This window comes from Kitasatospora sp. NPDC051853 (assembly GCF_044452665.1).
Classification (GTDB): Bacteria; Actinomycetota; Actinomycetes; order Streptomycetales; family Streptomycetaceae; genus Kitasatospora.
Genome location: NZ_JBITBY010000007.1, coordinates 63,951 through 87,549, shown reverse-complemented (window position 1 = coordinate 87,549; position 23,599 = coordinate 63,951). Strand labels below are relative to the sequence as shown.

Here is a 23,599-nt window from a genome sequence, read left to right as displayed (position 1 = left end):
CGGCGCTGTCGACGTCGGTGGCTCAGGCCAGGTCGGCGAGCAGCAGGTGCAGGGCGGACTCCTCGTGCAGGGCCAGGTCGAGGGCGGCCATCGCGGGTCTGAGCCCCGGGTCCCAGAGGGCGTCCACCGGTGTGCCCGAGAGGGGGAGGGGTGGGCTGCCCTGGGTCCGGGTGTGGGCGGCGAGGTGTTCGTAGTCGCTCGCCGCCATCCGCCAGGGGCGGGCCCGGTAGCGCTGGACGATCCGGTTGGCGAGGGCGATGCCGGGCCAGTCGAAGTCGCCGTGGTAGGCGAACTCGCAGCCGGCGGCGGCCAGGGCGTCGAGGAGTTCGAGGACGACGGTGGCCGCACTGCCCGAGGTGCAGACCAGACCGGCACCGCAGCCCGTGGCCGCCGCCGCCTCCACCACCTGCGGGTTCTCGCAGATGTGGACGCGGGTGCAGGCCGGTACGGCGAGGTCGAGGGAGCGCAGGTCCCGCAGGGTCAGGTGGGTCTCCGCGTGGTGGTCGGCGCGTTCGCGCAGTGCCCGTTCGCGCCAGCCGTCGCCGACCGGCCGGAGGCCGTAGGTGAGGACGGTGCTTGACACCTCGTCAGGGGCGACGGCCGCGAGCCGCCACAGGTCGCGCCGGCCGGCTGCGTCGCCCGGGAGCGGTGCGCCGAGGGCGAGGGCGAGGCCGCGTAGGACGAGGCGGGAGAGCAGGGTGTCGTCGTCCAGGCCGTGGGCGGTGCCGGTGACCAGGGTGGCGAGTTCGCCCCGGCCCCGGAACTGCGGGCCGGGGTCGCCGGCCGCCCGGAGCAGGCCGAGGAGTTGGATCGCCTGCTGGAGGAGGTCCTTGGCGGCTTCGGCCGGGAGGCGGGCGGCGGTGCCGGTGCGTCGGACGTCGGCCAGCCACTGGTGGGCCCAGTCCTCGTCCGCGAGGGGCGAGGCGGCGAGGGACGCGGACACCGAGGCCCAGAGGTCGGTGCGGCGGGCCTGGGCGGCGGACCGCGCCGCCGGCCGGTCGGTGAGCGGGCCGCCGAGCAGGCGGACGGTGTCCGCCAGGCCGCGCCCGACGGCTCCGGCGCGGAGGCGGGTGTCCAGGTCGGCCAGCCGGACGGCGGTGTCGGGGCTGCCGATCCGGCGGCCGAGCAGGAGGGAGAGCGCTTCTCGTGACGGTGCGTCGAGGCCGGTGAGCCCGATGCTGCCGCTGATCTGCAGACCGTTGCGCTCCAGCCGGGCTCGGACGACGGTCCACAGCTCCGCGAGTTCGGGTTGGGCGAGCCAGGCGATGGCCTCGGGGGGTGGTTGGCGGTCGGGCGGGTTCATTCGCTCACCAGGCGCCGGTTGCGGCCGTTCCAGGCGTAGTGGAGCGTGGCGACGCCTCGGTGGCCGGGGTCGCGCAGGCATTCGTAGATGTGGAGTGACGGGACGTCGGGCCAGTTCCCCATCAGCCGTTCGCTGGTGAGGACGAAGTCCAGGTCGAGGTCGACCAGGATCCGGCCGAGCCGGGCGTGGGTCGGCTCGTCCACCTTGGCGAAGGCGTCGTCGAGCAGGATGAGCCGGGGCACCTGCGGGGCGGCCTCGGCCAAGGTGGTGAAGTGGGCGGCGGCCGCGGCGAAGAGCACCAGGTAGGAGAGGACGCGCTGCTCTCCCTGGCTCAGGCCGGTGCGGCCGGAGAACTTGCGCCGCCGTACGGTCGCCGCCTCGTTGATGACCCAGGGCTGGAAGGTGAACCAGGTCCGGTAGTCGAGCGCGGTCCGCAGGTGGGCGGTGTAGCCGGCCCCGGGGTCGGCCCGACGGGCGTCCTCGATCCGCCGTTGCAGGACTTCCCGGAGCTGCTCGGACTGCTCACGGGTGCGCAGTCCGGACGGGCTGCGCAGGAGTTCCACGGCGGCGCGGACGTCGGCGTCCACGGTGTCGGCGAGCCGCCAGTCGAGTTCGACGCCGAGCCCGTGCGAGGTGCGTACGGAGCGCAGGGTGTCGTTGAGCGCCGCCACCAGGGCGCCTGCGGAGAGGACTTGGCGGGACAGGTTGTCGCCGAGTTCGCCGGTGAGGAAGCGCTGGAAGACCTCGTGTTCGCGTTCGGTGAGCCGGGAGCGGGCTTCGGCGGCCTGGCCGGCGATCCGCTCGCCGACCAGGGCGACGTCGTGCTGGCCCAGGTCGTCCACCAGGTGGCAGACCATGATGCCGTCGAGTTCCTCCAGTGCGGCGTCGTAGCCGCCGGCCAGTTGGTCGCGCAGGTCGTTGAAGCGGTTGAGCAGGGTGGTGCCGGAGACGTCCCGGCGTTCGGTGTCGAGGGCCCGTCGGCAGACGTCCGTCAGGGCGTGCAGGGCCTTGAGCCGGGCTCGCACGTCGCTGTGCGCGGGGTCGGCGGCGGTCAGTTCGGCGGCGTGGTCCGCCAGGCCCGCGCCCCGCAGTACCTCCGGGGTGGCGAGCGCGGTGCGCAGGGCACGGCCGGAGTCGATCACCTCGGTCTCCTGGGCGGAGAGCTCGGCGCGGCTGACCAGCTCGGCCTGTTCGGCGCGCACACGCCGGTCGTGCAGCTGAGCCAGCGTCCGCTCGGACTTGGGCAGTTCGACGGCGGCAGCGTCCAGGCGGCGGCCGATCCGGTCCTCCCGGTCGAGGAGTTCGTGCTCCGAGGTGCCGACCGCCTCCTCCAGTGTGCGGAGGGCCCGCCGGGCGGAGGCCAGCTCGCCGCGGTGCCGCCGGTAGCCGCTCTCCGCGTCGGCCAGGCGGGCACGGGCCTGCTCGTAGCCGTCGATCTCCTCCCGGTGGGCGGCCGCCGTGATGTCCGCGGCGCGCAGGTCCTCCCGGAGCCGGGCCAGACCCGCGGTCAGGTCGCGCAGGGCGTCCCGGACGGCGTCGAGGGCCTGGGGGTCGGTCGGCAGGGCGTGCGCGGTTGCCGCTGCCTCGGCCTGTCGGCGGGCCTCCGCGCTCGCGGCCCGGGCCTGGTTCGCCGCGCCCGCTGCGGTGGCGGTCGCCCGGAGGAGGGCGGACTCCGCCCGTCCGGCGGCTGTCAGGTCGGCCCAGGCCTCGGTGAGGCCCTGGGCCTTCGGCCGACGCCGGAGGGCTGTGGTCAGCTCACTGAGCCGGTCCGTCAGTTTCCTCAAGTGCAGCTCTGCCAGCGCGAGTTGTTCCTGCGCTACCCCGATCTGCTCAGCGAGTTCGGCGATCCGCCGACGCCTGGTCGCGGCCCGGACCTCGGTGCCGAGGTACTCGGCCCGTGGTTTGGCGTACGCGCCCTGTGCCACGCCGAGCCACCACCGGCCGTCCGCGCTGATCGCGCTGTGCCCGGCCGGGTCGAACGGCATGCCGGGCGGAACCAGCGCGATCGTCCGGAGCAGCTCGGTGATCTGGTGCTCGGTGATCTGGTGCTCCGTCACCACCGCGCCGGGTACGGCGACGGGGCGCAGCACGGTCGCGACGGTGGGGCCGGCGACCGCGGCCCGGCCGGGGGCGAGCACGGTGTCGCGGGTGAGCGGGTCGATGACCGTGCCCTCGGCCGTCACCCAGGCGTCGAGCAGCCCACCGGCTTCGAGCGCCGCTTCGAGGCCCGCCCGGTCGGCCGCCGTCAGCCCGTCCGCGAAGTCGACCAGCCGGTACAGGGGTGCGCCGGTGGCCGGTGGCCGGTCGGTGTCCCGGTAACGGGAAGGCGGTGGCTCGGGGTCGGAGCGCTGCTCCCACTCGTCCTTCTCCCGCTCCAGGGAGCCGATGTCCGCGGCGAGTTCGCGGACGCGGAGCCGGGCACCGCCACGGTCCTCCGACAGCTGCTCGACCGTGCCGGCGAGGGCCTGGTCGGCCGCGGTCTCCACGTCCTCCCGTGTCTCGGCCGGGAGCGCCCGCTCGGTGAAGGTGGCGTCGGCCGCCCCGTCCCGGGCGACCAGCGCGCGGACAGCCCCCAACGGCACCTCGGCCAGGCTCTCCAGGCGGCCGGCCCAGGCGGACACCTCGGCGGCGTACAAGTCGCTCGCCGCCACGACCAGTCGGCGCCGACGCTCGGTCTCGGCGGCGGCCTCCTCGGTCCGGTTCTCGAGGTGCTCGCGCTCACGGTCCGCCTCGCGCGCGGCGTCGGCGGCCGTGCGGGCCAGGGCCAGCAACCCGGCCAGCTCCCCGACCGTCCGCTGCCTGGCCCTCACCACCGGCTCCGCTGCGGCCAGTTGACCGTCCCAGCCGTGCAGGGCCTGCGCCACGGCGGCCGGGTCGAAGGCCCGGACCCGCTCCCGGCACAGCAGCAGGCTGTCACCGTCGGGCGCGGGGAGCTCCTCCTCGGCGGCGGCCGCCAGGACGGTGACCGGGGCGGCAGCCGGCTCCCCCAGGTGGGCCCGGCCGGTTGCGGAACGGTCGGCCGCCTCCCCCAACTCCGCGTGTGCGGAGCCGAGCCGGCGCAGCGCGGTGCCCACCCGCTCGGCTCCGGCCGACACCGTGGCGCCGGCGGCCTCCGCCGCGCCGTGGGCGAGCTGCCACCCGGTGAAGGCCGACCCCGCCGCCGTCCGCAGCGCGGCCACCGTGCTCCGTCGCTCGCCGAGCTCCTGCAGGCTGCGGTAACCGGTGCTCAGGCGCAGTGCGTCGAGCTCTGCCTTCGCGTCCTCCTGCTCCTGTCGCAGCCGGTCGCGGGCCTCCGTCGCCGTGATCTCACCGGCCGTCAGTTCGGCGACCAGCTTTCCGGCCTCCCCCGCCGCCTTGCGCCGGTCCCCGAGCTGTCCCAGCTCCTCACCGACCCGGACGGCCCGGCGACGCAGCACGCCGTGCAGATAGCCCCGGTAGCCGCCGAGGAAGTGGCCCAGCGCGGCATCGGTCTTCTCCAGCCGGCCGAGGTCCCCGCGGACGTTGTCGAGGTCGTCCAGGTTGCGGGCGACCCTCTCGATCACCTCCTCGTCCAGCCCGGGCAGCGTTTCGCTGAGGACGGCGACCAGCCCGCCCGACTCGATCCGGTCGCCGATGGTGGGGCGGCGGAGCCGGTGCAGCAGCTGGGTCAGGTTGCGGTAGCGGGCGCTGTCGGTGATGCCGAACAGCTCCCGGGCCACCCACGCCCGGTGGTCGGCTGCCCGCTCCTGCACTTGGTCGGTGCCCACGCTCGCGCGCAGCCGGTCCAGTGGCAGCGGCTGCCCGGCCTCGGCCAGCTGCAGGTCGTGGCCGATCCGCCGGGTGGTGGTGAAGAAGTACGGCTTGGCGGTGTTGGCGGACTTCGACGCGCGGATGGCGGCGCCGAGGGTCAGGAACTGCTCGCCGTCCTCACCGTCCTCGTCGGCGCGGCGGAACTCCACCCACAGGTAGCCCAGCCGGTTGGTCTGTTCGAAGCCGTCGAGCATCAGCCAGGTGAGGGTGGTGCGGCCCGTCCCGGTGGCGTCGAGCGCGCGGGTGTCGCCGTCCAGCAGGAACGGCAGCAGCAGTTCGAGCGCCTTGGACTTCCCGGCCCCGTTCTTGCCGCGCAGCAGCAGTCGGCCGTCGCCGAACGCGAACTCCTGCTCGTCGTACTGCCAGACGTTGCGGATGCCCGCCCGGTGCAGTCGGTAGCGGCCACGGCCGAGGTGCTGGGCTCCGGCGGATTCGCGGCTCACGGTGTCGGCTCTCCCTGCGGGGTGGTGTCGGGCTGCGGGCCGAAGGCGGACGGCCGCGCGGCCTTGCGGACGGTGACGGTGGTGGCGTAGCGGGCGGCCGCGGCGAGCAGCACCCAGCCGCCGCCCGGGTACCCCCGGGCCTCCCGCACATCGGTGACCTGCCGACCGGCCGGGGCCTCGGTCTCGTACTCGTCGGGCACGCCGAAGCCCTCCGCCCGCAGCGGGCCCGCCGGGGCTGCCAGCCGCATCCTGGCCAGCAGGTCCAGCACGTCCGCGCGCAGCGCCGCCGGGTCCTCGACGTACCCGCGCTGCCAGTTGCCGCGTCGGCCGTACTCCTCGACCAGGTCGTGCAGGATCTCGTCCACCAGCCCGGGCGGGATCGGTACGCCGATCACCAGCCGGCCGCCGGCCGCGGGGTGGCCGGCGCCGTCGGGGCGTAGGTGCCGTACCAGCCGCTCCACCAGCAGCAGCGCGGCCTGGGCGACCGTGCCGGTGCCGGGGAAGTGCAGGTCCGTCAACTCCTCGTCCGGGTCGACCAGGACGATCCCCTCGGCGCGGATCTCCGCCTCCAGGCCGAGCAGTTCGGCGAAGGCCTGGGCCTCCCGGCGCTGGCGGGTGCGCAGCCACTCCCGCTCGCCGGCGGTGAGCTCGTCCAGGTACACCACCGGCGTCTCCACCAGCCTGCGCCGTACGTACGTCCGCGCCCCGCCGAAGCCCGGGTCGGCCGCGCGGCCGATCAGGTCGGCCCCGTCCCGGCTCCGGGCCAGCGGGCCAGCGACGATCGAGCGGGCGATCTCCCGGTCGACCGTCAGCAGGGCCTCCCCCTCGGACTCCTCGGTCACCGAACCGACGCTGCCCTCGACCTCCGTCAGCACACCCCACCCGACCAACTGCCGGAACGCGGCCGCCAGCGTCCGCTTCTCCGCCTGGCGGCCGGTGTCGGCGAGTTCCAGCCCGGCGTCGACCGCCGCCGCTCGCACGTCCGCCACCAGCTGGGACAGCAGGACCTGCTCGGGAGCGGTCACCAGTGCCGAGAGGGCGAGCGCCAGACAGGCGTAGGTGCGCGGGGTGAACGGGGTGCCGGTGGACCGCACCAACCGGTGCCCGGCCCCGGGGCCGAGCCCCGCCTTGAACAGCCTGGCGAACCTGGCCTCCACCAACAGCCGGTAGCCGAGCACCTGTTGGAACCGCGGCCCGAGCCAGTCGGCATGGCGGCGGATCAGCAGGAAGGCCTCACCGTGCGGCCCGTCCGCGTGCACCAGCGGGTGGGCGAGCAGCAGCCGGGCCGCCGCCCGGCGCTCGGCGGCCAACTCGACGTCGTGGGTGGAGGGCAGCACCATCAGGCTCCGGCCTCCGCCGGCCCGGCGGCGGCGTACCGGCCGAGGGCCAGCTCCAGGTCGTCCACCAGCAGGTCGCCGTCCACCGAGTGCAGCACCGTGCCGGCGCCGACGACCCGACGGGCCGTCAACCTGAGGTCCAGCTCCGCGTCACCCGCCGAGACGCCTTCCAGTGCGAAGTCTCCCCGGGTGGGCCGGCGCAGCTGGGCGTTCCCGAGCGCGGAGGCCAGCAGCTCCAGCAGCAGTGCCATCGCGGCGGAGGTCAGCCGGACCTGCGCGAAACGGCCCGAGGCGCTGCGCAGCTCGTCCGCCGCCCCCTGCCGGGCATCCGCCAGCGCCCGCGCCTGGTCCAGCAGGCGCTGCTTCTGGGCGGAGTGGTCCTCGACCGAGGCGGCGCGACCGCGCTGGGCGCGGTCACCCCGCTCCCGCAAGGTCACCGGCACGTCCACCACCGGGCCGCTCCACCAGCTGACATGGGCGGGCACCACCCCCTCCGGATCGGGCGCCACCCCCAGGTGGCGGGCGCCGTGGAGACCGAAGGCGGCCACCGCCAGGTCGTGTGCGGTCTCCGGCTCGGCCGCGTCGAACCACGCCGCGAGCCGGAGCAGGTCCCGGCGCCGGGACATCTCTCCGGAGGCCGAACGCAGCATCCGCTTGGCGTTGGCCAGCAGGGACTGGAGCGCCCGGAGCGTGGCGCCCCGCAGCTGGTCCACCTGGCTGCCCTGGCCGTCCAGGTCCTCGAACCAGCCGCGCAGACCCTCCCAGTCCGCCAACTCCCGCCCACGGCTGCGCTGGACGCGCGTCCGGTCCGCCAGTGTCCCGAGGCCGACCGCGTGTTCGTCGATCCGTTCCAACAGGCCGGGCAGGTCGGGCCAGAGCTCCGCGAGGCTCGATGCGATCCTCGGCGAGCGGAAGGACACGTCCTCGGTGATGGCCTCGACGTAGTCCAGCAGCAGTTCCTTGAAACCCTGGTACTCCCCGCCGTCCAGGTCGTAACGGGACAGCACCTGCCCCAGGTAGGCGTAGAAGTCCCGTACCGAGTCGGCGAATTCGGCGAACTGCACGAACAGCGTGCTGATCTTCTCCAGCGCCTCCTGCGGGTCCGCACCGCCCGGCCGCACCACGGCCTCGACCACCTCGCGCAGCCCGCGGTCCACCAGCGCGAGCAGCTCACTGCTCACCTCACGGGCCGCATCCGCCCCCGCCAGCACCTCGTCCGCGTCCCGCTGCACCCGCTCGCCGAGCTTCGAGAGCTGGTAACGCGCCCGCGAACGCTGGTACTCCGCGATGCTGGCCGCCTTGACGGTGTGCGTGCTGCGCAGCAGATTGCCCCACTTCACCAGCTGCTCCAGCCGGGCGGTCACCGTCTCGGCGTCGGCCTGACGCGACCAGGCGTCACTCCCCGACAGCTTCGCCAGGATGTCCGGCACCGCCAGATCCGCCAGCAGGGTCGAGCAGAACACCCGCATGAGCGCGACGTACTCCAGCCGCTCGGGCGCGCTCAGGTAGGAGTACGCGGCGAGCCGCTGCCAGAGCTGCTCCTCCGTCAGCTGCCCGCCACCCACCTCACCCGCCGTCCCCCCGGCCTGTTGCTCCATGCCCGCGAGGATAATCGCAGGCAGGGACGGTGCGGGCCCGATCCATGGATTCCCCCGCAGATCACCGCTGCCGGGCACCCCGGTCCCCTAGGCTCTGGCACAGACCGGTTCGGACCGCTGGAAAGCAGTGAGCACATCGTGGCAACCGTGCACCACCTCACCGAGCCGGCCACCGCTCCGGCCCCGCTGAGCTCGGCCGAGCTCTCCGTGCTCGGCACCTGCGCCGCCGTCTTCCAGCCGGCCGACCCGCCCCGGCTCGGGCAGGTGGCGTTCTGGCGCCCCGACGGGACCGCCCCACCCGGCCGGGGCGGCGTCACTCGCCTCGTCGTCGTCCGCCCGCACGGTTCTTCGGTGCGCCGGCGCACCGTACCGGCCACCGTCCTGACCGTCGCTCAGGCGCTGCCCGTCCTCACCCGGGCCCGTACCGGCACCGGAGCCGACCCGGCCGCCGCCTTCTGGGGGGCGGCCGGTCTGCTCGCCCTTCAACTGGTCGCGAGGGGGCGGCTGTTGCCCGGTGTCGGCCCGGGCGGCTCGGACGCCTGGCGGGTCGGCCCGCTGGACCTGGAGGATCTCCGGCGGATCCGCGAGCTCGCCGCCGCGATGCCACCGGAGGCCCGCGCCGTGCCGCTCCCGGAGCGTACGCCGCTGCAACTACCCGAAGCCGAGCCGCTGCTGCGTGCCTTCCTGGACGCGGTCGCCGACGGGCTGCCCCGGACCCCGGCCGCCCACCTCGCGGCCGGCGGCCCGGCGTGGGCCTCCCCCGCACCCCAGCAGGCGGGCGCGCACCGGGGGTGGGCGGCCGAGGTCGCCGCCGGGCTGGACACCGGGGTGCGGGTGTCGCTGCGCCTGGAACTGCCCGGGACGGCCAACCCGCCTGCGGGTGGTCCCGGAGACTCCGATCGCCGGTACGACGGTCGGGAGGACGACAGCGTCGACCTGCCCTTCCGGGCGGTCGTCCAGCTGCACAGCCTCGGTGACGTCACCCTGGTCACCGACGCCGCCGATCTCTGGTCAGGCCGTGCGGCGGCCGGTGAGGCCTTCGGCCCCCGCACCAAGGTCGACACGCTGCTGACGCTGCGCCGGGCCGCCCGGGTGTGGCCTCCGCTGGGCCGGCTGCTGACGGCGGCCGTCCCGGCCGAACTGGAGCTGTCCGACGAGGAGGTCCAGGAGCTGCTCGGCGACGCCGCGGTACGCCTCGCGGCAGCCGGGCTTCGGCTCCACTGGCCCAAGGAGCTGGTCCGCGAGCTCACCGTCCGCGCGGTGGTCGAGCCGCCGGAGCCGGCCGGTTCCGACCTGCCGTCGCTGCTCTCCGCCGAGAAGCTGCTCGCCTTCCGCTGGCAACTCACGCTCGGCGGAAGGGAATTGACCAAGTCCGAGCTGGACCGTCTGGCCGAGGCGCAGCGTCCGGCGGTCCGGCTGCGCGACCAGTGGGTCCTGCTCGACCCCGAGGCGGTGCGGCGTGCCCGCGAGCGTGAGGAGAGACGCCTCACCCCGCTGGACGCCCTCTCGGCCGCCCTCACCGGCACCGCCGAGGTCGACGGCGAGCCGGTCGAGGTCGGCTCCTCCGGATGGCTCGCCGAGTTGCGCGACCGCCTCACCGACCCCGAGGCGACCGCCCGCCGCGAGCCCCTGCCCCAACCCGCCGCGCTCCGGGCCACCCTGCGCGACTACCAGCTGCGCGGCCTCGGCTGGCTGCACCGGATGACCTCGCTCGGCCTCGGCGGGTGCCTCGCCGACGACATGGGCCTCGGGAAGACCATCACCCTGATCGCCCTGCACCTGCACCGCCAGGCCGATCCCGCCACCGCCGGCCCCACCCTGGTGGTCTGCCCGACCTCCCTGCTCGGCAACTGGCAGCGGGAGATCGAGCGGTTCGCCCCCGGCACCGCCGTCCGCCGCTTCCACGGCACCGCCCGCGAACTGAAGGGCCTGGCCGCAGGCGAGTTCGTGCTCACCACGTACGGCACCATGCGCCGGGACGCCGCCCGGCTCGACGCGGCCGGGCCTTGGGGACTGCTGGTGGCCGACGAGGCCCAGCACGTCAAGAACCCGTTCTCCGCCACCGCCAAGGCGCTGCGCACCCTCACCTCCCGGGCCCGGGTCGCCCTCACCGGTACCCCCGTCGAGAACAACCTCTCCGAACTGTGGGCGCTGCTCGACTGGACCACCCCGGGGTTGCTCGGCCCGCTCAGGACCTTCCGGGACCGCTACGCCCGGGGCGTGGAACGCGGCGACGACCCCCGGGCCGCCGAGCGCCTGGCCACCCTCGTCCGGCCCTTCCTGCTGCGCCGCAGGAAGTCGGATCCGGGCATCGCCCCGGAACTCCCGCCCAAGACCGAGACCGACCGCGTCGTCGGTCTGACGAAGGAACAGATCGCGCTCTACGAAGCCGTGGTGCGCGAGACCATGGCCGAGATCCGGGACAGCACGGGCATCGCCCGGCGCGGACTGGTCGTCAAACTGCTCACCGGGCTCAAGCAGATCTGCAACCACCCGGCGCAGTACCTGAAGGAGGACGGGCCGGGCCGGGTCGCCGAGCGGTCCGGCAAGATCGAACTCCTGGACGAGCTCCTCGGCACCATCCTCGCCGAGGACGACGCCGTGCTGGTCTTCACCCAGTACGTCGCCATGGCCAGGATCATCGAAGGCCACCTCGCACAGCGCGGCATCCCGGCGCTGTTCCTGCACGGCGGCACCACGGCCAAGCGGCGCGAGGAGCTGGTACGGCGCTTCCAGGACGGCGAAGTCCCGGTCTTCCTGCTGTCCTTGAAGGCCGCCGGTACCGGCCTCAACCTCACCCGGGCCGCCCACGTCATCCACTACGACCGCTGGTGGAACCCGGCCGTCGAGGACCAGGCGACCGACCGCGCCCACCGGATCGGCCAGACCCAGCCGGTCCAGGTCCACCGGATGATCGCGGAGGGCACGGTGGAGGACCGCATCGCCGAGCTGCTGAAACACAAGAAGGACCTCGCCGAGGCCGTCCTGGGCGGTGGCGAGGCCGCGTTGACCGAGCTGACGGATGCCGAGCTGGCCGAGCTGGTGGAGCTGCGGAGCGCCGGTGGTCGGGCGCGCACGGCCCGGTCCCGCAAGGAGGTCCCCGCATGAGCGCCCGCCGCACCACCGGCCGCCCCGACGCCGCACGCAGCCGGACGTTCCCCCCGCTTCCGCCCGCCCGGGGCCGCCGGTCGTTCGCCGAGTCCTGGTGGGGCAACGCCTGGGTCGAGGCACTGGAGGGGAAGCAGCGCTCCGCCGACGGCCGCCTCGCCCGCGGCCGCACCTACGCCCGGGGAGGCAACGTCGGCGAGATCACCGTGACCCCCGGCCGGGTCGCCGCCCGGGTCCAGGGCAGCCGTCGCACTCCGTACCGGACGTCGATGGACATCCCGGTGCTGAGCGAGCGTGACTGGGAACTGCTGCTGGACGCCGCCGCCGGGCAGGCCGGGCACATCGCGGCCCTGCTCGACCGTGACGTGCCCGCCGAACTGGCCGAGGACGCCGCACGCGCGGGGGTACGGCTGCTTCCCCGACAGGGCGAGCTCACCCCGGCCTGCTCCTGCCCCGACTGGGGCCACCCCTGCAAACACGCGGCCGCCGTCTACTACCAGGTCGCCCGGCTGCTCGACGAGGACCCGTTCGTCCTCCTGCTGCTCCGGGGCCGCGGCGAGCAGGAACTCATGGACGAGCTCCAGCGCCGCAACGCCGCGCAGGCGGCCCTGGAGTCCGCGAGCGGCCATGACGTACCGTCAGCCGCCGGATCGGTGCCGGCCAAGGACGTCTTCGCCGCAGCGAGGACCGGGCTCCCGCCGCTTCCCGGCCCACCGCCCGCCACCGACCGCCCGGGGCCCACCGCCTTGCTCACCGGTGCGGGTGCCCCTGGCACCGGGATCGACCCGGCAGCGCTGGAGTTCCTCGCCACCGATGCCGCCGCCCGCGCCGCACGACTGCTGACCGAGGCGCTCTCCCCCGCCAGTCCCGACGCGGCACCGGCCGGCCCACTGGACATCGACCAGGACGTCATCCGTCTCGCCGCGGCCGAAGGCCCGCCCGCCGTCACCGCGCGCCTGGCGGACGCCGCCGGGCTGGGCCACGCCGACCTCGCCCGCGCCGTACGCGCATGGCGCCACGGCGGCCCCGAAGGCCTGCGGGTCCTGAACGAGCCCTGGGACCCGGAGCCGTACGAACTCGCCGCCGCCCGCGACGCGGTCAGGCAGGCGTGGGAGGGCGAACGCACCCCGGCCCTGCGGGCCACCCGCAACCGGCTCACCGCCACCGGCCGCGCCGCACAGCTGCGCTTGGGCTCCGACCGGCTCTGGTACCCCTACCGCAAGGAGTCCGGCACCTGGTGGCCCGCCGGCCCCGCCGACCGCGACCCGGCGGCGGCCCTCGCCACCGCCCTGGACCCGGAACCGTCCTGACCTCCCGCGACGGGACGTTTCACGGAGTTGGGAGCTGTGCCGGTGCCGGGCAAGAATGAGCCAATGAACGAGAACACCCCCGACGCGCCCACCTCAGCCATCGAGAGGCGCGACCAACTTCTTCAGGCGATGCGGAAGGACGGCGGCTCCTGGGACTGGGTGCGCGCCCGCGCGAGCTACGTGGTCGAGCCCGACCCGCGCACCGTGCGGCGGGACCTGGAGCAGCTGCGCAAGGCGGGCGCGGTCTACCGCGACCGTGAGACGGGCACGTACCGGGCCGGCTAGGACGCCGGCAGCCCACCGGACCCCGGCGGAAGCCGGGGTCCGGCTGTTTTCAGGCGTCCCCGTGGACGGGGCGGCCGCCGAGCAGGGTGTGGGTGGGGAGGAGGCCGGCGAGGTCCGCCGACGGGACGGTGGTCGGGTCGGCGGGCCAGACGGTGAGGTCGGCGAGGCGGCCGGGGGTGAGCAGGCCGCGCAGGCGGGACTCGCCGGTGAGGCGGGTGGCGGCCGTGGTGTGCAGGGCGATCGCCTCGGTGCGGGTGACGGCCTGTTCGGGGCCGAGGACTCCGTCGACGGTGGTGCGGGTGGTCAGGCCGTGCAGGGAGTGGGCGGCGCCGTAGGAGCCGACGGGGTAGTCCGAGCCGGCCGAGACCTCGGCGCCGGCGTCCAGCCAGCCGCGGGCGGGGAAGAGGGCGGCCACCCGTTCCTTGCCCCAGTACTCGGCCTGGATGGCGGCCACGTCGTGGAGCAGGGGCTGCTGGATGGTCACCGGGATGCCCGACCTGGCTGCGCGCTCGCGCTGTTCACGGTCCGCGAGGCCGCCGTGCTCCATCACCAGCGTGCCGTGGGGCAGGCCGGGGAGGCGACGCTGCACCCGTTCGTACAGGTCGAGCAGGGCGCGGACGCCGCGGTCGCCGTAGGCGTGGATGCCGACCCGCCGGCCGCGCCGGGCCACGAGTTCGACGGCCTCCTCCAACTCCCGCTGGTCCCAGGCGAACTGGCCGGTGTAGCCGGGGGTCGGGCAGTGCGCCGGGCAGTACGGGGCGTCGAGCGCGGCGGACTCGATGCCGCCGTCCATCCAGAACTTCACGCCCCACAGCCGCAGCCAGGGGTCGGCGGCGTACCGCCACTCCTCCGTGCCGTCGAGGAGTTCCTCCACCTGGCGCACCGAGGTGTAGCCGAGGGTGCCGAGCAACACCCGTACCCGGCAGCCGAGTTGGCCAGCGTCCCGGAGCTGCCCGAGCGCGGCCAGGTCGGCCGGGGTGGAGTTGGTGTCGCGGACGGTGCCGATGCCGGTCGCGGCGTAGGCGTGGGTGGCCAGGCGCAGGCCGTCCAGCCTGGCCGCCGGGTCGGGCACCGGCAGGTGGGGACGGATCAGTGCCATGCCGCCGCGCAGGTGGCCCGTGGGCCGGCCGGCGGCGTCGCGGGCGATGGTGCCGCCCACCGGGTCGGGGGTGTCGGCGTCGATGCCGCAGCGGTGCAGCGCCCGGCTGTTGAGGACCTGGTTGTGCACCCCCCGCAGGACGAGCACGGGGTGCCGGTCGGTGGCCCGGTCGAGCTCGGCGGCGGTGGGGAAGCGGCGTTCGGCGAGGTTGAGCTCCTGCCAGTGCCCGGTGGTGCGGATCCACTCCCCCGGGGGCGTCCGGTCGGCCCGGGCGCGGATCAGGTCGAGGAACCCGGCGACGGAGCGGGCGCCGTCCACGGCCACGTCGCGGGCGCTGTCGGCGGCCGCGATCAGGTGGGTGTGGGTGTCGTCGAAGGCCGGGAGCACGGTGGAGCCGGGCAGGTCGAGCAGCCTGGTGGCCGGGCCGGCCAGGTGGTCGAGCCCGTCCGGGGCCGCGGAGACCGCGAACACCCGGTCCCCGCGCACGGCGAGCGCCCGTTGCGGCTGCTGGCCGGGGACGAGGGTGTGGATGCGGCCGGCCCGGAGCAGCAGGTCCGCGGCCGGCGGGGTGGACGAGGGCACGGCGGCCTCCCAGTTCGATCGGGAACGGCGCTGGGCTGAAGGTGCGTCAGGCCGTCGCGGGCCGGATCAGGCGCTCGTCCGGGATGACCGCGACGCCGAGGATCTCGATCATGGCCTCGGGCTGCCAGAGCCCGGTGGTGCCGATGCCGGCCATCGCGGGGTAGACCGGCCCGGCCAGTTCGCGCCAGACCTCGCCGATCTCGCGGCCGTGCGCCTGGTAGTCGGGGATGTCGGTCAGGTACAGGGTGACGCTCACCAGGTCCCGCGGGACGCCGCCCGCCGCGGCCAGGGTGGTGAGGACGTTGCCGAAGGCCTGCCGGAACTGTTCGACGATGCCGCCCGGGACGATCTTCATGTTCCGGTCGAGGGCGGTCTGGCCGCCCAGGTGGAGCGTGTTGCCGCTGAGCGTTCCGTGCGAGTAGCCGCTGGGCTCGGGCAGCGACGGGGGGTTGACCGGAAGGGGCGTCAGATCGGTTGCCATGGCGTGCTCCTGCGTGCCGGGAACCTGGGCGCCGTCACCGTAGCATCTATTGACAGTCACGTGACGGTCGCAGAAATAATGAAATACCGGATCGCCTGGCGGTACGAAGGAGGAGCACGGCCCATGCACCTCGCGACAGTGGCCCACCCGGCCGGCACCAGCGCGGCGCTGCTCGACGGCGGCGTCTGGCGGGCGCTCCCCGCGCCCGACCTGTCGGCGTTCCTCGCGGCGGGCTCGCCGACGACGGCCGGTGCGGTCATCGACGGCGCCGTCCCGGTGCTGCCGTTGCCCGCGCCCCGCAAGGTGGTCTGCTGCGGCCTCAACTACGCCGACCACATCCGGGAGACCGGGCGTGAACTCCCCACCCACCCCACGCTGTTCGCCAAGCACGCCGACACCCTGACCGGCCCTGCCGACGACCTCGTACTGCCGAAGGGCCTGGAGGTCGACTGGGAGGCGGAGCTGGCCGTGGTGGTGGGCGCGACCCTGCGCCGCGCCGACCGGTCGGCCGCGCTGGCCGGGATCGCGGGCTACACCGTGGCGAACGACGTCTCGGTGCGCGACTGGCAGTACCGGACGCTGCAGTGGTTCCAGGGCAAGGCCTGGGACGCCACCACCCCGGTCGGCCCGGTGGTGGTGACGCCGGACGAGCTCGACCCGGCCGAGGGCGTGGAGGTGATCTGCCGGGTCAACGGCGAGCAGGTCCAGCGCGACTCCACCCGGACGCTGGTCTTCGACCCGGCCGACCTGCTCGCGTACATCTCCTCCTTCACCGTGCTGCGCCCCGGCGACCTGGTGCTGACCGGCACCCCGGGCGGCATCGGCGCGGCCCGCGAGCCGCGGCGCTTCCTCGCCGACGGCGACGTGCTGGAGACCGAGGTCCCCGGCATCGGCACCCTGCGCAACACCGTGCGCTTCACCGACTGACCCTCACCGACTGATCCTCCGTCACGTCCTCCGACCACGGACCGGCCACGAGCCGACCAGGAGCAAGGAGCTTCGATGGACCCCACACCCGGGGACTACGTCCTCGACGGCGACAACTCGATGTACGCCACCGAGAGCGGCCTGGTGGTCCCGGTGGTGACCAGGGCCGGCACCGAGCCCGGGGACACCGGCCAGTCGGCAGGCGCCACCCGGATCTCGGGCATCAGCATCCAGCACACCCCGGCCACCCGGCTCTGGTTCGGCAAGGTCCGCAACGAGCCCGGCTACCGCTCCGTCCCGCACCACCACGGCGAGGCCGAGACCGGCGGCTACGTGCTCTCCGGGCGGGGCCGGATCTACTTCGGCCGGAAGTTCGAGGACTACGTCGACCTGGCGCAGGGCGACTGGGTCTTCGTCCCGCCGTTCATGCCGCACGTCGAGTGCAACCTCGACCGCGACGACCCGCTGACCTGGATGACCACCCGCACCCCGGAGAACATCGTGGTCAACCTCCCCGACGTCCCCGACGCGGACCTGCGCGACTGGCTGGAGCGGCCCTGATGACCGACACCACCTCCGAGACCTTCACCGCCGCCGTCACCCTGACCCCGGCCGCGCCGGTCCGCTTCGACCTCGCGTTCACCGCGGTCACCCAGCCCTGCCCGTGGCCGAAGGCCTACGGCGGCGACCTGGTGGCCCAGGCCGCGGCGGCCGCCATGCGCTCGGTCGAGGACGGCAAGACGCTGCACTCCATGCACTCCTACTTCATGCGCCCCGCCGAGATCGGCAAGGAGGTGCACTACGAGGTGGAGCTGCTGCGCGACGGCCGGGGCTACGCGACCCGGCAGGTGCGCGGCCACCAGAACGGCAAGGAGCTGTACGTCTGCCTGGCCAACTTCGCGGCCGGCGAGCCCGGCGCGAGCCACCACGGCGAACTCCCGGACCTGCCGGGGCCGGAGGGCCTGCCCAGCTCCGCCGAGTACCTCGCGGACCGCAGCGGCGGGACGATGACCGCCGCCTCGAAGGAGTACTGGTCCACCGGGCGCAGCTTCGACATGCGGCACGTGCCGGGCCCGGTCTACCTGGGCGTCGAGGGCGCGCGGGTGCCCCACCAGGCGGTCTGGGTCAGGCCGTTCGACGCCCTGCGGCCGGTGGAGGGGCTGACCGACGCGCAGCGGGACACCGCGGCCCTCGCCTACGTCTGCGACTACACGATCCTGGAGCCGGTACTGCGGGTGCTGGGTCTGCACTGGGCGCAGCAGGGCCTGGTCACCGCCAGCCTGGACCACGCGATGTGGTTCCACCGGGCGCTGCCGCCGGGCGCGGCGGACGGCTGGCTGCTCTACGCCCAGCAGGCCGGTGCGGCGGAGGCCGGGCGCGGTCTCGGCTCGGGCCGCTTCTTCACCCCCGACGGCACCCACCTGGCCACCGTGGTCCAGGAGGGGATGATCCGCGTCCCCGGGGCGGACCGGGCAGACCGGGCAGACAGAGCGGCGGGCCGGCCATGACGGACCCGGCCTCCGCGCACGCGGACACCTTCGCCCGCGACCACCTCCCCCCGGCCGACCAGTGGCCGGTCCTGGAGTTCACCACCGAGCTGCTCCAGTACCCCGAACGCCTGAACGCCGCCGTCGAGTTGATCGACCGTCCGACGGCGGCGCACGGCGCGGACCGGCCGGCGCTGCGCACGCCGGACGGCGAGGTCTGGACGTACGGCGACCTGCGGCTGCGCTCCGACCAGATCGCCCAGGTGCTGACCGAGGACCTCGGCCTGGTGCCCGGGAACCGGGTGCTGCTGCGCTCCCCGAACAACCCGTGGGCGGTGGCCGCCTGGCTGGGCGTGCTGAAGGCGGGCGGCATCGTGGTCTCCACCATGGCCGCGCTGCGGGCCCGCGAGCTGGCGCCGATCGTGGCCAAGACCCGGCCCGTCGTGGCGCTGGTCGACCACCGGTACCTCGACGAGGTGCTCGCCGTCCGGGACGCCGCGGCGCCGGGGCTGGTCGTGGTGCCCCACGGCGGCGACGCGGACGGGGACCTGTGCGGACGGGCCGGGCGCAAGCCCGGGCGGTTCGCCGCGGTGGACACCGCGGCCGCGGACGTGGCGCTGTTCGGGCCGACCTCGGGCACCACGGGCGTTCCGAAGATCACCGTGCACTTCCACCGCGACGTCCTGTCGATCGACAACACCTTCGGGCGGCACACGCTGCGGCTGCGCCCCGACGACCTGGTCGCCTGCACCGCGCCGTTCGCCTTCACCTTCGGCCTGGGCATGCTGGTGGTCTTCACGCTCCGGGCGGGTGCCTGCGCCTTCCTCACCGAGGCCACCACGCCGGTGCAGCTCGCCGAGCTGGTCGCCGAGCACGGTGTGACGGTGCTGGCCACCGCGCCGACCGCGTACCAGCAGATCGTCAAGTCCGGTGCGGTGCAACGGCTCTCGGGCCTGCGGCGGGCGGTCAGCGCGGGCGAGCACATCCCGTTGGCGCTCTGGGAGCGGCTGCGCGAGGAGCTCGGTCTGGAGGTGATCGACGGGATCGGCGCCACCGAGCTGCTGCACATCTTCATCTCGGCCGACGGCGCGGACATCCGCCCGGGGGCGACCGGCCGCCCGGTGGCCGGCTACCGCGCCACCGTGCTGGGCCCGGACGGCGAGGAGGCCGAACCCGGTGTGCCGGGGCGGCTCGGCGTGATCGGCCCGGTCGGCTGCCGCTACCTGGACGACGAGCGGCAGGCGAACTACGTCCTGAACGGCTGGAACGTCACCGGCGACACCTTCGTCCGCGACGAGGACGGCTACTTCTGGTACCAGGCGCGCAGCGACGACATGATCGTCTCCTCCGGCTACAACATCGCCGGCCCCGAGGTCGAGGCCGCGGTGGTCACCCACCCGGACGTGGCCGAGACGGCGGTGGTCGGTGCCCCCGACCCGGCGCGGGGCTCGGTGGTCTGCGCGTTCGTGGTGCTCCGCGAGGGGGTGGCCGGTGACGCGGCGAAGGCCCGGGAGATCCAGGACTACGTCAAGCGGCTGATCGCCCCCTACAAGTACCCGCGCGACGTGCGCTTCGTCGACGCGCTGCCGCGCAACCCCAGCGGCAAGCTCCAGCACTTCAAGCTCCGCCGGATCGTGCGGGAGCAGGCGGCGGACGAGACGGCGAAGGACCAGACGGCGAAGGACCAGACAGCGGAGGACCGGGCATGAGGATCGCCATCGCCGGCGGAGGGCCGGGGGGCCTGTACTTCGCCGCCCTGATGAAGCGGCTCGACCCCGCGCACGAGATCACCGTCTGGGAGCGCAACGCGCCGGACGACACCTTCGGCTTCGGCGTGGTGTTCTCCGACGAGACCCTGAGCGGGATCGACAACGCCGACGAGGTCGTGCACGCCGCGATGGAGAGCCGGTTCGCCCGCTGGACCGACGTGGACATCGAGTTCGACGGCCACCGGTTCACCGTGGGCGGCCAGGGCTTCGCCGCGATGAGCCGGCAGGACCTGCTCGGGATCCTCCAGCGGCGGGCCGCCGAGCTCGGCGTCACCGTCCACTACCGCACCGCGGTGCCCGACGTGGACGGGCTGCGGGCCTCGTACGACCTGGTCGTCGCCGCCGACGGGCTGAACTCCGCGATCCGCACCAAGTACGCCGACGTCTTCCGGCCGACGCTGGACCGACGGCGGAACAAGTACATCTGGCTCGGCACCGACCTGGTCTTCGAGGCCTTCCAGTTCTTCGTCAAGCAGACGGAGTGGGGCACCGTGCAGATCCACGGCTACCCGTACTCCGACTCCGGCTCGACCTTCATCGTCGAGATGCACGAGGAGGTCTGGCGGCGGGCCGGCTTCGACCAGGCCGACGGCCGGGAGCTGCCGCCGGGGGCCTCGGACGAGGACGCGGTCGAGCGGATCCGCGAGCTCTTCGCCGAGGAGCTGGGGGGCCACCGGGTCCTCACCAACAACTCGCGGTGGCTCAACTTCACCACCGTCCGCAACGAGCGGTGGTCCGACGGGAACGTGGTGCTGCTCGGCGACGCCGCCCACACCGCCCACTTCTCGATCGGCTCGGGCACCAAGCTGGCCATGGAGGACGCCCTCGCGCTGGCCGCCTGCCTGCACGAACACCCCACGGTGGACGGGGCCCTGACGGCGTACCAGGCCGAGCGCAAGCCGGTGGTCGAGTCGACCCAGCGTGCCGCGCAGGCCTCGCTGGAGTGGTTCGAGAACATCGGGATGTACGCGGAGCAGGCCCCGGCCCAGTTCGCCTTCAACCTGCTGACCCGGTCCCGGCGGATCACCTTCGAGAACCTCCGGGAGCGGGACGCCGGCTTCGCCGCCCTGATGGAGAGCGAGTTCGCCCGGCACGAGCGGGCGGCCGGGCCGGCCCCGGCGATGTTCCAGCCGGTGACGATCGGCGGCCTGGAGCTCAAGAACCGGATCGTGCTCTCCCCGATGGACATGTACTCCTCGGTGGACGGGGTGCCCGGCGACTTCCACCTGGTGCACCTGGGCTCCAAGGCGCTCGGCGGAGCGGGCCTGGTGATGAGCGAGATGGTCTGCGTCTCCCCCGAGGGCCGGATCACCCCGGGCTGCCCGGGGCTGTGGACCGACCGGCAGTCGGAGGCCTGGCGCCGGGTCACCGACTTCGTCCACGAGCGCTCCACCGGCCGGATCGGCCTGCAGCTCGGCCACTCCGGCCGCAAGGGCTCGACCCGGCTGATGTGGGAGGGCATCGACCGCCCGCTCGACGGGGGCAACTGGGAGGTGATCGGCCCGTCCGCGCTCCCCTACGGCCCCGGCTGCCACCTCCCGCGGGAGGCCACCCGCGCGGACATGGACAAGGTGGTCGCCGACTTCGCCGCGGCCGCCGGGCGCGGGGTGGCGGCCGGCTTCGACCTGGTCGAGGTGCACGCCGCCCACGGCTACCTGCTCTCCTCCTTCCTCTCCCCCGTCGCCAACCGGCGCACCGACGAGTACGGCGGCTCCCTGGAGAACCGGCTGCGGTTCCCGCTGGAGGTCTTCGACGCCGTGCGCCGGGCCGTCCCCGCCGAGGTGCCGGTGACCGTCCGGATCTCGGCGACCGACTGGGTGCCGGACGGCAACACCGAGGACGACGCCGTGGAGATCGCCCGCGCGTTCATCGAACACGGCGCCGCCGCGATCGACGTCTCCTCCGGGCAGGTCACCCAGGACGAGCGGCCCGCCTACGGCCGCTCGTACCAGACCCCGTTCGCCGACAAGATCCGCCACCGGGTGGCCGGGCCGGCCGGGGTCAAGGTGATCGCGGTCGGGGCGATCTCCTCCTACGACGACGTCAACTCCATCCTGCTGGCCGGGCGGGCGGACCTCTGCGCGCTCGGCCGCACCCACCTCTACAACCCGCAGTGGACCTTGCAGGCCGCCGCCGAGCAGGAGTACCGGGGCGCGGGCGCCGACTGGCCGGTCCAGTGGGACGCGGGCCGCCGCAGGCCGCCGACCTCACGGACCGACCGCGTCCCGCCGCGGCTGGAGCTGCTGCGCGAGGGGGCCGTGGACCGGGTGCACCAGCGGTGGACGCCCGGCGCGGGCTCCGGGGCCAGCAGCGACACCGGCGCCGGCACCGGCACCGGCACCGGAGCGGGCACCGGAGCGGGCCGATGAAATCATGAACGGCCGCGTCGGTGATACTGAACCGGATGAGCGAGACGAAGAGCGCCCAGCCCCCGGCCGCCGCCCGCCGTTCCCGGACCCTGCTCGTGAGCTTCCTCGGCGCGGTGGTCCGTCCCCTCGGCAACTGGATGCCGATCGCGGGCACGGTGGAGCTCCTCGCCCAGGCGGGCCTGGACGCGTCCAGCGTCCGGACGGCGGTCTTCCGGCTGAAGAAGCGCGGCTGGCTGGAGTCGGAGTCCCGCTCCGGCCTGCGCGGCTACGCGCTGACGCCGGCCGCGCTGGAGGCGCTCGCGGCCGGTGACGAGGTGATCTGGCACGCGCGGCAGCCCGCCGACCTCGGCGACGGCTGGTGCCTCGTCAACTTCTCGGTGCCGGAGTCGGCCCGCGCGGTGCGCCACAAGCTGACCGCGCACCTGGCCGCGCTCGGCTTCGGCAACATCGGCGCGGCGGTGTGGATCGCGCCCGCCCGGATGCTCCCCGCCGCCCGGCGCGCCATCGCCGAACTGGACCTCACCGGCCAGTGCGCCGTCTTCGTCGGCGACCACGTCGGGGGCCAGCAGCTCACCAGCATGGTCGGCAACGGCTGGGACCTCGCCGAGATCGACCGGCGCTACCGTGCCTTCATCGAGGAGTACGGGGACCTTCCGGCCGGCCCCGCCGCCGACGACGCGCAGGCCTTCGTCAGCTACCTCTCGGTGGTCGACCACTGGCGCAAGCTCCCGTTCCGCGACCCGGGCCTGCCGCCCGAGGTGCTGACCGAGGACTGGAGCGGCCCCGCCGCCGTCCGCCTCTTCGAGCGGCTGGTCGCGGAGCTGGACGGACCCGCGCTCGCCCACGCCGCCCGCCACTGGAGCGGGTAGCCGGGTCAGGCGGTGACGAAGCAGAACGCGTTGCCCTCCGGGTCGGCCATGGTGCGGAAGGAGCCCTGGTCGTCGGTGACGGTCCCGCCGGTGGCGGCGGCCCCCAGGGAGACGGCCAGCCGGACGGCGGCGGGGAGGTCGCCGACGGCGATGTCGAGGTGCAGCCGGTTCTTGGCCGTCCGGGGTTCCGGGACGGGTTGGAAGGCGAGGCGTCCGCCGCCGGGGAGGTCGACGTGGGACCAGCCCCGGGCACGGTCGACGGGGGCGGTGCCGAACAGCGCGGCCCAGAAGCGGGCGAGGCCGCGCGGGTCGTGGCAGTCCACCACGACCTGGCTGAGGTGTGCGTCCATGGCCGGAGCCTAGGGGACGGCCCCCGGGACGCGGAGCGGCCCGGGACCTCGAAGTGTCCCGGGCCGGGGTGGTGCTGGTGGAGCGTCAGGCCTTCTTGGTGTCGGCGGCCTTCTGCTCGTTCTTCTCCTTGATGCGCTTGGTCTCCTTGCGGACGTCGACCAGGGAGGCGCGCTCGTGCTGGAGCCAGAGCGGGTTCTCGGCCTTGATGGCCTCGATCTGCTCGGTGGTCAGGGCGTCGGTGACGCCGCCGCGGGCCAGGCCGGCGATGGAGACGGTGAGCTTGGCGGCGACCACCGGGCGCGGGTGCGGACCGTTCTGGCGCAGCTCGGTGAGCCAGGCCGGCGGGTTGGTCTGGAGCGCGTTCAGCTCGTCGCGGGTGACGACGCCCTCCTGGAACTCGGCAGGGGTGGCCGGGAGGTACACACCGAGCTTCTTGGCCGCGGTGGCCGGCTTCATCTGCTGGGAGGTCTTGGAATTGAGCGATGTCATGGG

The 23,599-nt window shown here is 74.4% G+C and carries 17 protein-coding genes; 9 read left to right on the top strand and 8 right to left on the bottom strand.

Annotated elements, in window-relative coordinates:
* Positions 1–22: 22 nt before the first annotated feature.
* Genes ACIA8O_RS20820 through ACIA8O_RS20805 form a run of 4 tightly spaced genes read right to left on the bottom strand, consistent with a single transcriptional unit; the run spans position 23 to position 8,470 of the window.
* Positions 23–1,303: a TIGR02679 family protein gene (locus tag ACIA8O_RS20820; RefSeq protein ID WP_396295411.1), complete on the bottom strand. Its 1,281-nt coding sequence runs from the start codon at positions 1,301–1,303 to the stop codon at positions 23–25.
* Positions 1,300–5,535 (bottom strand): TIGR02680 family protein, encoded by a 4,236-nt coding sequence (locus ACIA8O_RS20815; RefSeq protein WP_396295410.1) that lies wholly within the window; start codon positions 5,533–5,535, stop codon positions 1,300–1,302. The genes ACIA8O_RS20820 and ACIA8O_RS20815 overlap by 4 nt, the downstream gene beginning before the upstream one ends.
* Positions 5,532–6,875, bottom strand: a complete 1,344-nt coding sequence (locus tag ACIA8O_RS20810) for a TIGR02678 family protein (RefSeq protein ID WP_396295409.1) — start codon at positions 6,873–6,875, stop codon at positions 5,532–5,534. Before ACIA8O_RS20810 ends, ACIA8O_RS20815 begins: the two co-directional genes overlap by 4 nt.
* Positions 6,875–8,470, bottom strand: a complete 1,596-nt coding sequence (locus ACIA8O_RS20805; RefSeq protein ID WP_396295408.1) for a TIGR02677 family protein — start codon at positions 8,468–8,470, stop codon at positions 6,875–6,877. Before ACIA8O_RS20805 ends, ACIA8O_RS20810 begins: the two co-directional genes overlap by 1 nt.
* A gap of 147 nt (positions 8,471–8,617) precedes the next feature.
* Here ACIA8O_RS20805 and ACIA8O_RS20800 point away from each other — a divergent pair, with 147 nt between their 5' ends.
* The 3 genes from ACIA8O_RS20800 (at position 8,618) to ACIA8O_RS20790 (ending at position 13,173) form a co-directional block, all read left to right on the top strand.
* A complete protein-coding gene (locus ACIA8O_RS20800) occupies positions 8,618–11,578 on the top strand; it encodes a DEAD/DEAH box helicase (RefSeq protein ID WP_396295407.1) in 2,961 nt (986 codons plus the stop codon).
* On the top strand, positions 11,575–12,888 hold the full coding sequence (locus tag ACIA8O_RS20795; protein WP_396295406.1) for an SWIM zinc finger family protein: 1,314 nt from the start codon (positions 11,575–11,577) through the stop codon (positions 12,886–12,888). Before ACIA8O_RS20800 ends, ACIA8O_RS20795 begins: the two co-directional genes overlap by 4 nt.
* 63 nt (positions 12,889–12,951) lie before the next feature.
* The gene (locus tag ACIA8O_RS20790; RefSeq protein ID WP_396295405.1) at positions 12,952–13,173 is read left to right on the top strand and encodes a hypothetical protein; all 222 of its coding nucleotides are present in this window, start codon (positions 12,952–12,954) and stop codon (positions 13,171–13,173) included.
* 49 nt (positions 13,174–13,222) lie between these two features.
* Here the strand turns inward: ACIA8O_RS20790 and ACIA8O_RS20785 are convergent, their stop codons facing one another.
* Together ACIA8O_RS20785 and ACIA8O_RS20780 are read right to left on the bottom strand one after the other, a co-directional pair.
* On the bottom strand, positions 13,223–14,854 hold the full coding sequence (locus ACIA8O_RS20785) for an amidohydrolase (protein WP_396295404.1): 1,632 nt from the start codon (positions 14,852–14,854) through the stop codon (positions 13,223–13,225).
* A gap of 46 nt (positions 14,855–14,900) precedes the next feature.
* A complete protein-coding gene (locus tag ACIA8O_RS20780) occupies positions 14,901–15,335 on the bottom strand; it encodes a RidA family protein (protein WP_396295403.1) in 435 nt (144 codons plus the stop codon).
* Between the two features lie 123 nt (positions 15,336–15,458).
* On the opposite strand from ACIA8O_RS20780, the gene ACIA8O_RS20775 reads away from it, so the two are divergent.
* The 6 genes from ACIA8O_RS20775 to ACIA8O_RS20750 all read left to right on the top strand — a co-directional run bounded on the left by ACIA8O_RS20775 (position 15,459) and on the right by ACIA8O_RS20750 (position 22,756).
* On the top strand, positions 15,459–16,262 hold the full coding sequence (locus ACIA8O_RS20775) for a fumarylacetoacetate hydrolase family protein (RefSeq protein WP_396295402.1): 804 nt from the start codon (positions 15,459–15,461) through the stop codon (positions 16,260–16,262).
* Positions 16,263–16,337: 75 nt separating this feature from the next.
* The gene (locus tag ACIA8O_RS20770; RefSeq protein WP_396295401.1) at positions 16,338–16,823 is read left to right on the top strand and encodes a cupin domain-containing protein; all 486 of its coding nucleotides are present in this window, start codon (positions 16,338–16,340) and stop codon (positions 16,821–16,823) included.
* Entirely contained in the window at positions 16,823–17,770 is a 948-nt protein-coding gene (locus tag ACIA8O_RS20765; RefSeq protein ID WP_396295400.1) for an acyl-CoA thioesterase, read from the top strand. The genes ACIA8O_RS20770 and ACIA8O_RS20765 overlap by 1 nt, the downstream gene beginning before the upstream one ends.
* Positions 17,767–19,458 carry an AMP-binding protein gene (locus ACIA8O_RS20760; protein ID WP_396295399.1) on the top strand — a complete coding sequence of 564 codons (1,692 nt, stop codon included), beginning with the start codon at positions 17,767–17,769 and terminating at the stop codon, positions 19,456–19,458. The genes ACIA8O_RS20765 and ACIA8O_RS20760 overlap by 4 nt, the downstream gene beginning before the upstream one ends.
* Complete coding sequence (locus ACIA8O_RS20755) at positions 19,455–21,887, top strand: bifunctional salicylyl-CoA 5-hydroxylase/oxidoreductase (protein WP_396295398.1); 2,433 nt, start codon at positions 19,455–19,457, stop codon at positions 21,885–21,887. Before ACIA8O_RS20760 ends, ACIA8O_RS20755 begins: the two co-directional genes overlap by 4 nt.
* A 35-nt stretch (positions 21,888–21,922) precedes the next feature.
* The gene (locus ACIA8O_RS20750) at positions 21,923–22,756 is read left to right on the top strand and encodes a PaaX family transcriptional regulator C-terminal domain-containing protein (RefSeq protein WP_396295397.1); all 834 of its coding nucleotides are present in this window, start codon (positions 21,923–21,925) and stop codon (positions 22,754–22,756) included.
* Between the two features lie 5 nt (positions 22,757–22,761).
* Here ACIA8O_RS20750 and ACIA8O_RS20745 read toward each other — a convergent pair whose 3' ends face one another.
* Positions 22,762–23,106 carry a VOC family protein gene (locus ACIA8O_RS20745; protein WP_396295396.1) on the bottom strand — a complete coding sequence of 115 codons (345 nt, stop codon included), beginning with the start codon at positions 23,104–23,106 and terminating at the stop codon, positions 22,762–22,764.
* A gap of 85 nt (positions 23,107–23,191) precedes the next feature.
* Positions 23,192–23,596, bottom strand: a complete 405-nt coding sequence (locus ACIA8O_RS20740; RefSeq protein ID WP_396295395.1) for a DUF5997 family protein — start codon at positions 23,594–23,596, stop codon at positions 23,192–23,194.
* Positions 23,597–23,599: the final 3 nt, after the last annotated feature.

Coding starts and splice junctions, on each gene's coding strand:
- ACIA8O_RS20820 (WP_396295411.1), bottom strand. CDS start 1,303: ATGAACCCGCCCGACCGCCAACCACCCCCCGAGGCCATCGCCTGGCTC.
- ACIA8O_RS20810 (WP_396295409.1), bottom strand. CDS start 6,875: ATGGTGCTGCCCTCCACCCACGACGTCGAGTTGGCCGCCGAGCGCCGG.
- ACIA8O_RS20805 (WP_396295408.1), bottom strand. CDS start 8,470: ATGGAGCAACAGGCCGGGGGGACGGCGGGTGAGGTGGGTGGCGGGCAG.
- ACIA8O_RS20795 (WP_396295406.1), top strand. CDS start 11,575: ATGAGCGCCCGCCGCACCACCGGCCGCCCCGACGCCGCACGCAGCCGG.
- ACIA8O_RS20790 (WP_396295405.1), top strand. CDS start 12,952: ATGAACGAGAACACCCCCGACGCGCCCACCTCAGCCATCGAGAGGCGC.
- ACIA8O_RS20780 (WP_396295403.1), bottom strand. CDS start 15,335: ATGGCAACCGATCTGACGCCCCTTCCGGTCAACCCCCCGTCGCTGCCC.
- ACIA8O_RS20775 (WP_396295402.1), top strand. CDS start 15,459: ATGCACCTCGCGACAGTGGCCCACCCGGCCGGCACCAGCGCGGCGCTG.
- ACIA8O_RS20770 (WP_396295401.1), top strand. CDS start 16,338: ATGGACCCCACACCCGGGGACTACGTCCTCGACGGCGACAACTCGATG.
- ACIA8O_RS20765 (WP_396295400.1), top strand. CDS start 16,823: ATGACCGACACCACCTCCGAGACCTTCACCGCCGCCGTCACCCTGACC.
- ACIA8O_RS20760 (WP_396295399.1), top strand. CDS start 17,767: ATGACGGACCCGGCCTCCGCGCACGCGGACACCTTCGCCCGCGACCAC.
- ACIA8O_RS20755 (WP_396295398.1), top strand. CDS start 19,455: ATGAGGATCGCCATCGCCGGCGGAGGGCCGGGGGGCCTGTACTTCGCC.
- ACIA8O_RS20750 (WP_396295397.1), top strand. CDS start 21,923: ATGAGCGAGACGAAGAGCGCCCAGCCCCCGGCCGCCGCCCGCCGTTCC.
- ACIA8O_RS20745 (WP_396295396.1), bottom strand. CDS start 23,106: ATGGACGCACACCTCAGCCAGGTCGTGGTGGACTGCCACGACCCGCGC.
- ACIA8O_RS20740 (WP_396295395.1), bottom strand. CDS start 23,596: ATGACATCGCTCAATTCCAAGACCTCCCAGCAGATGAAGCCGGCCACC.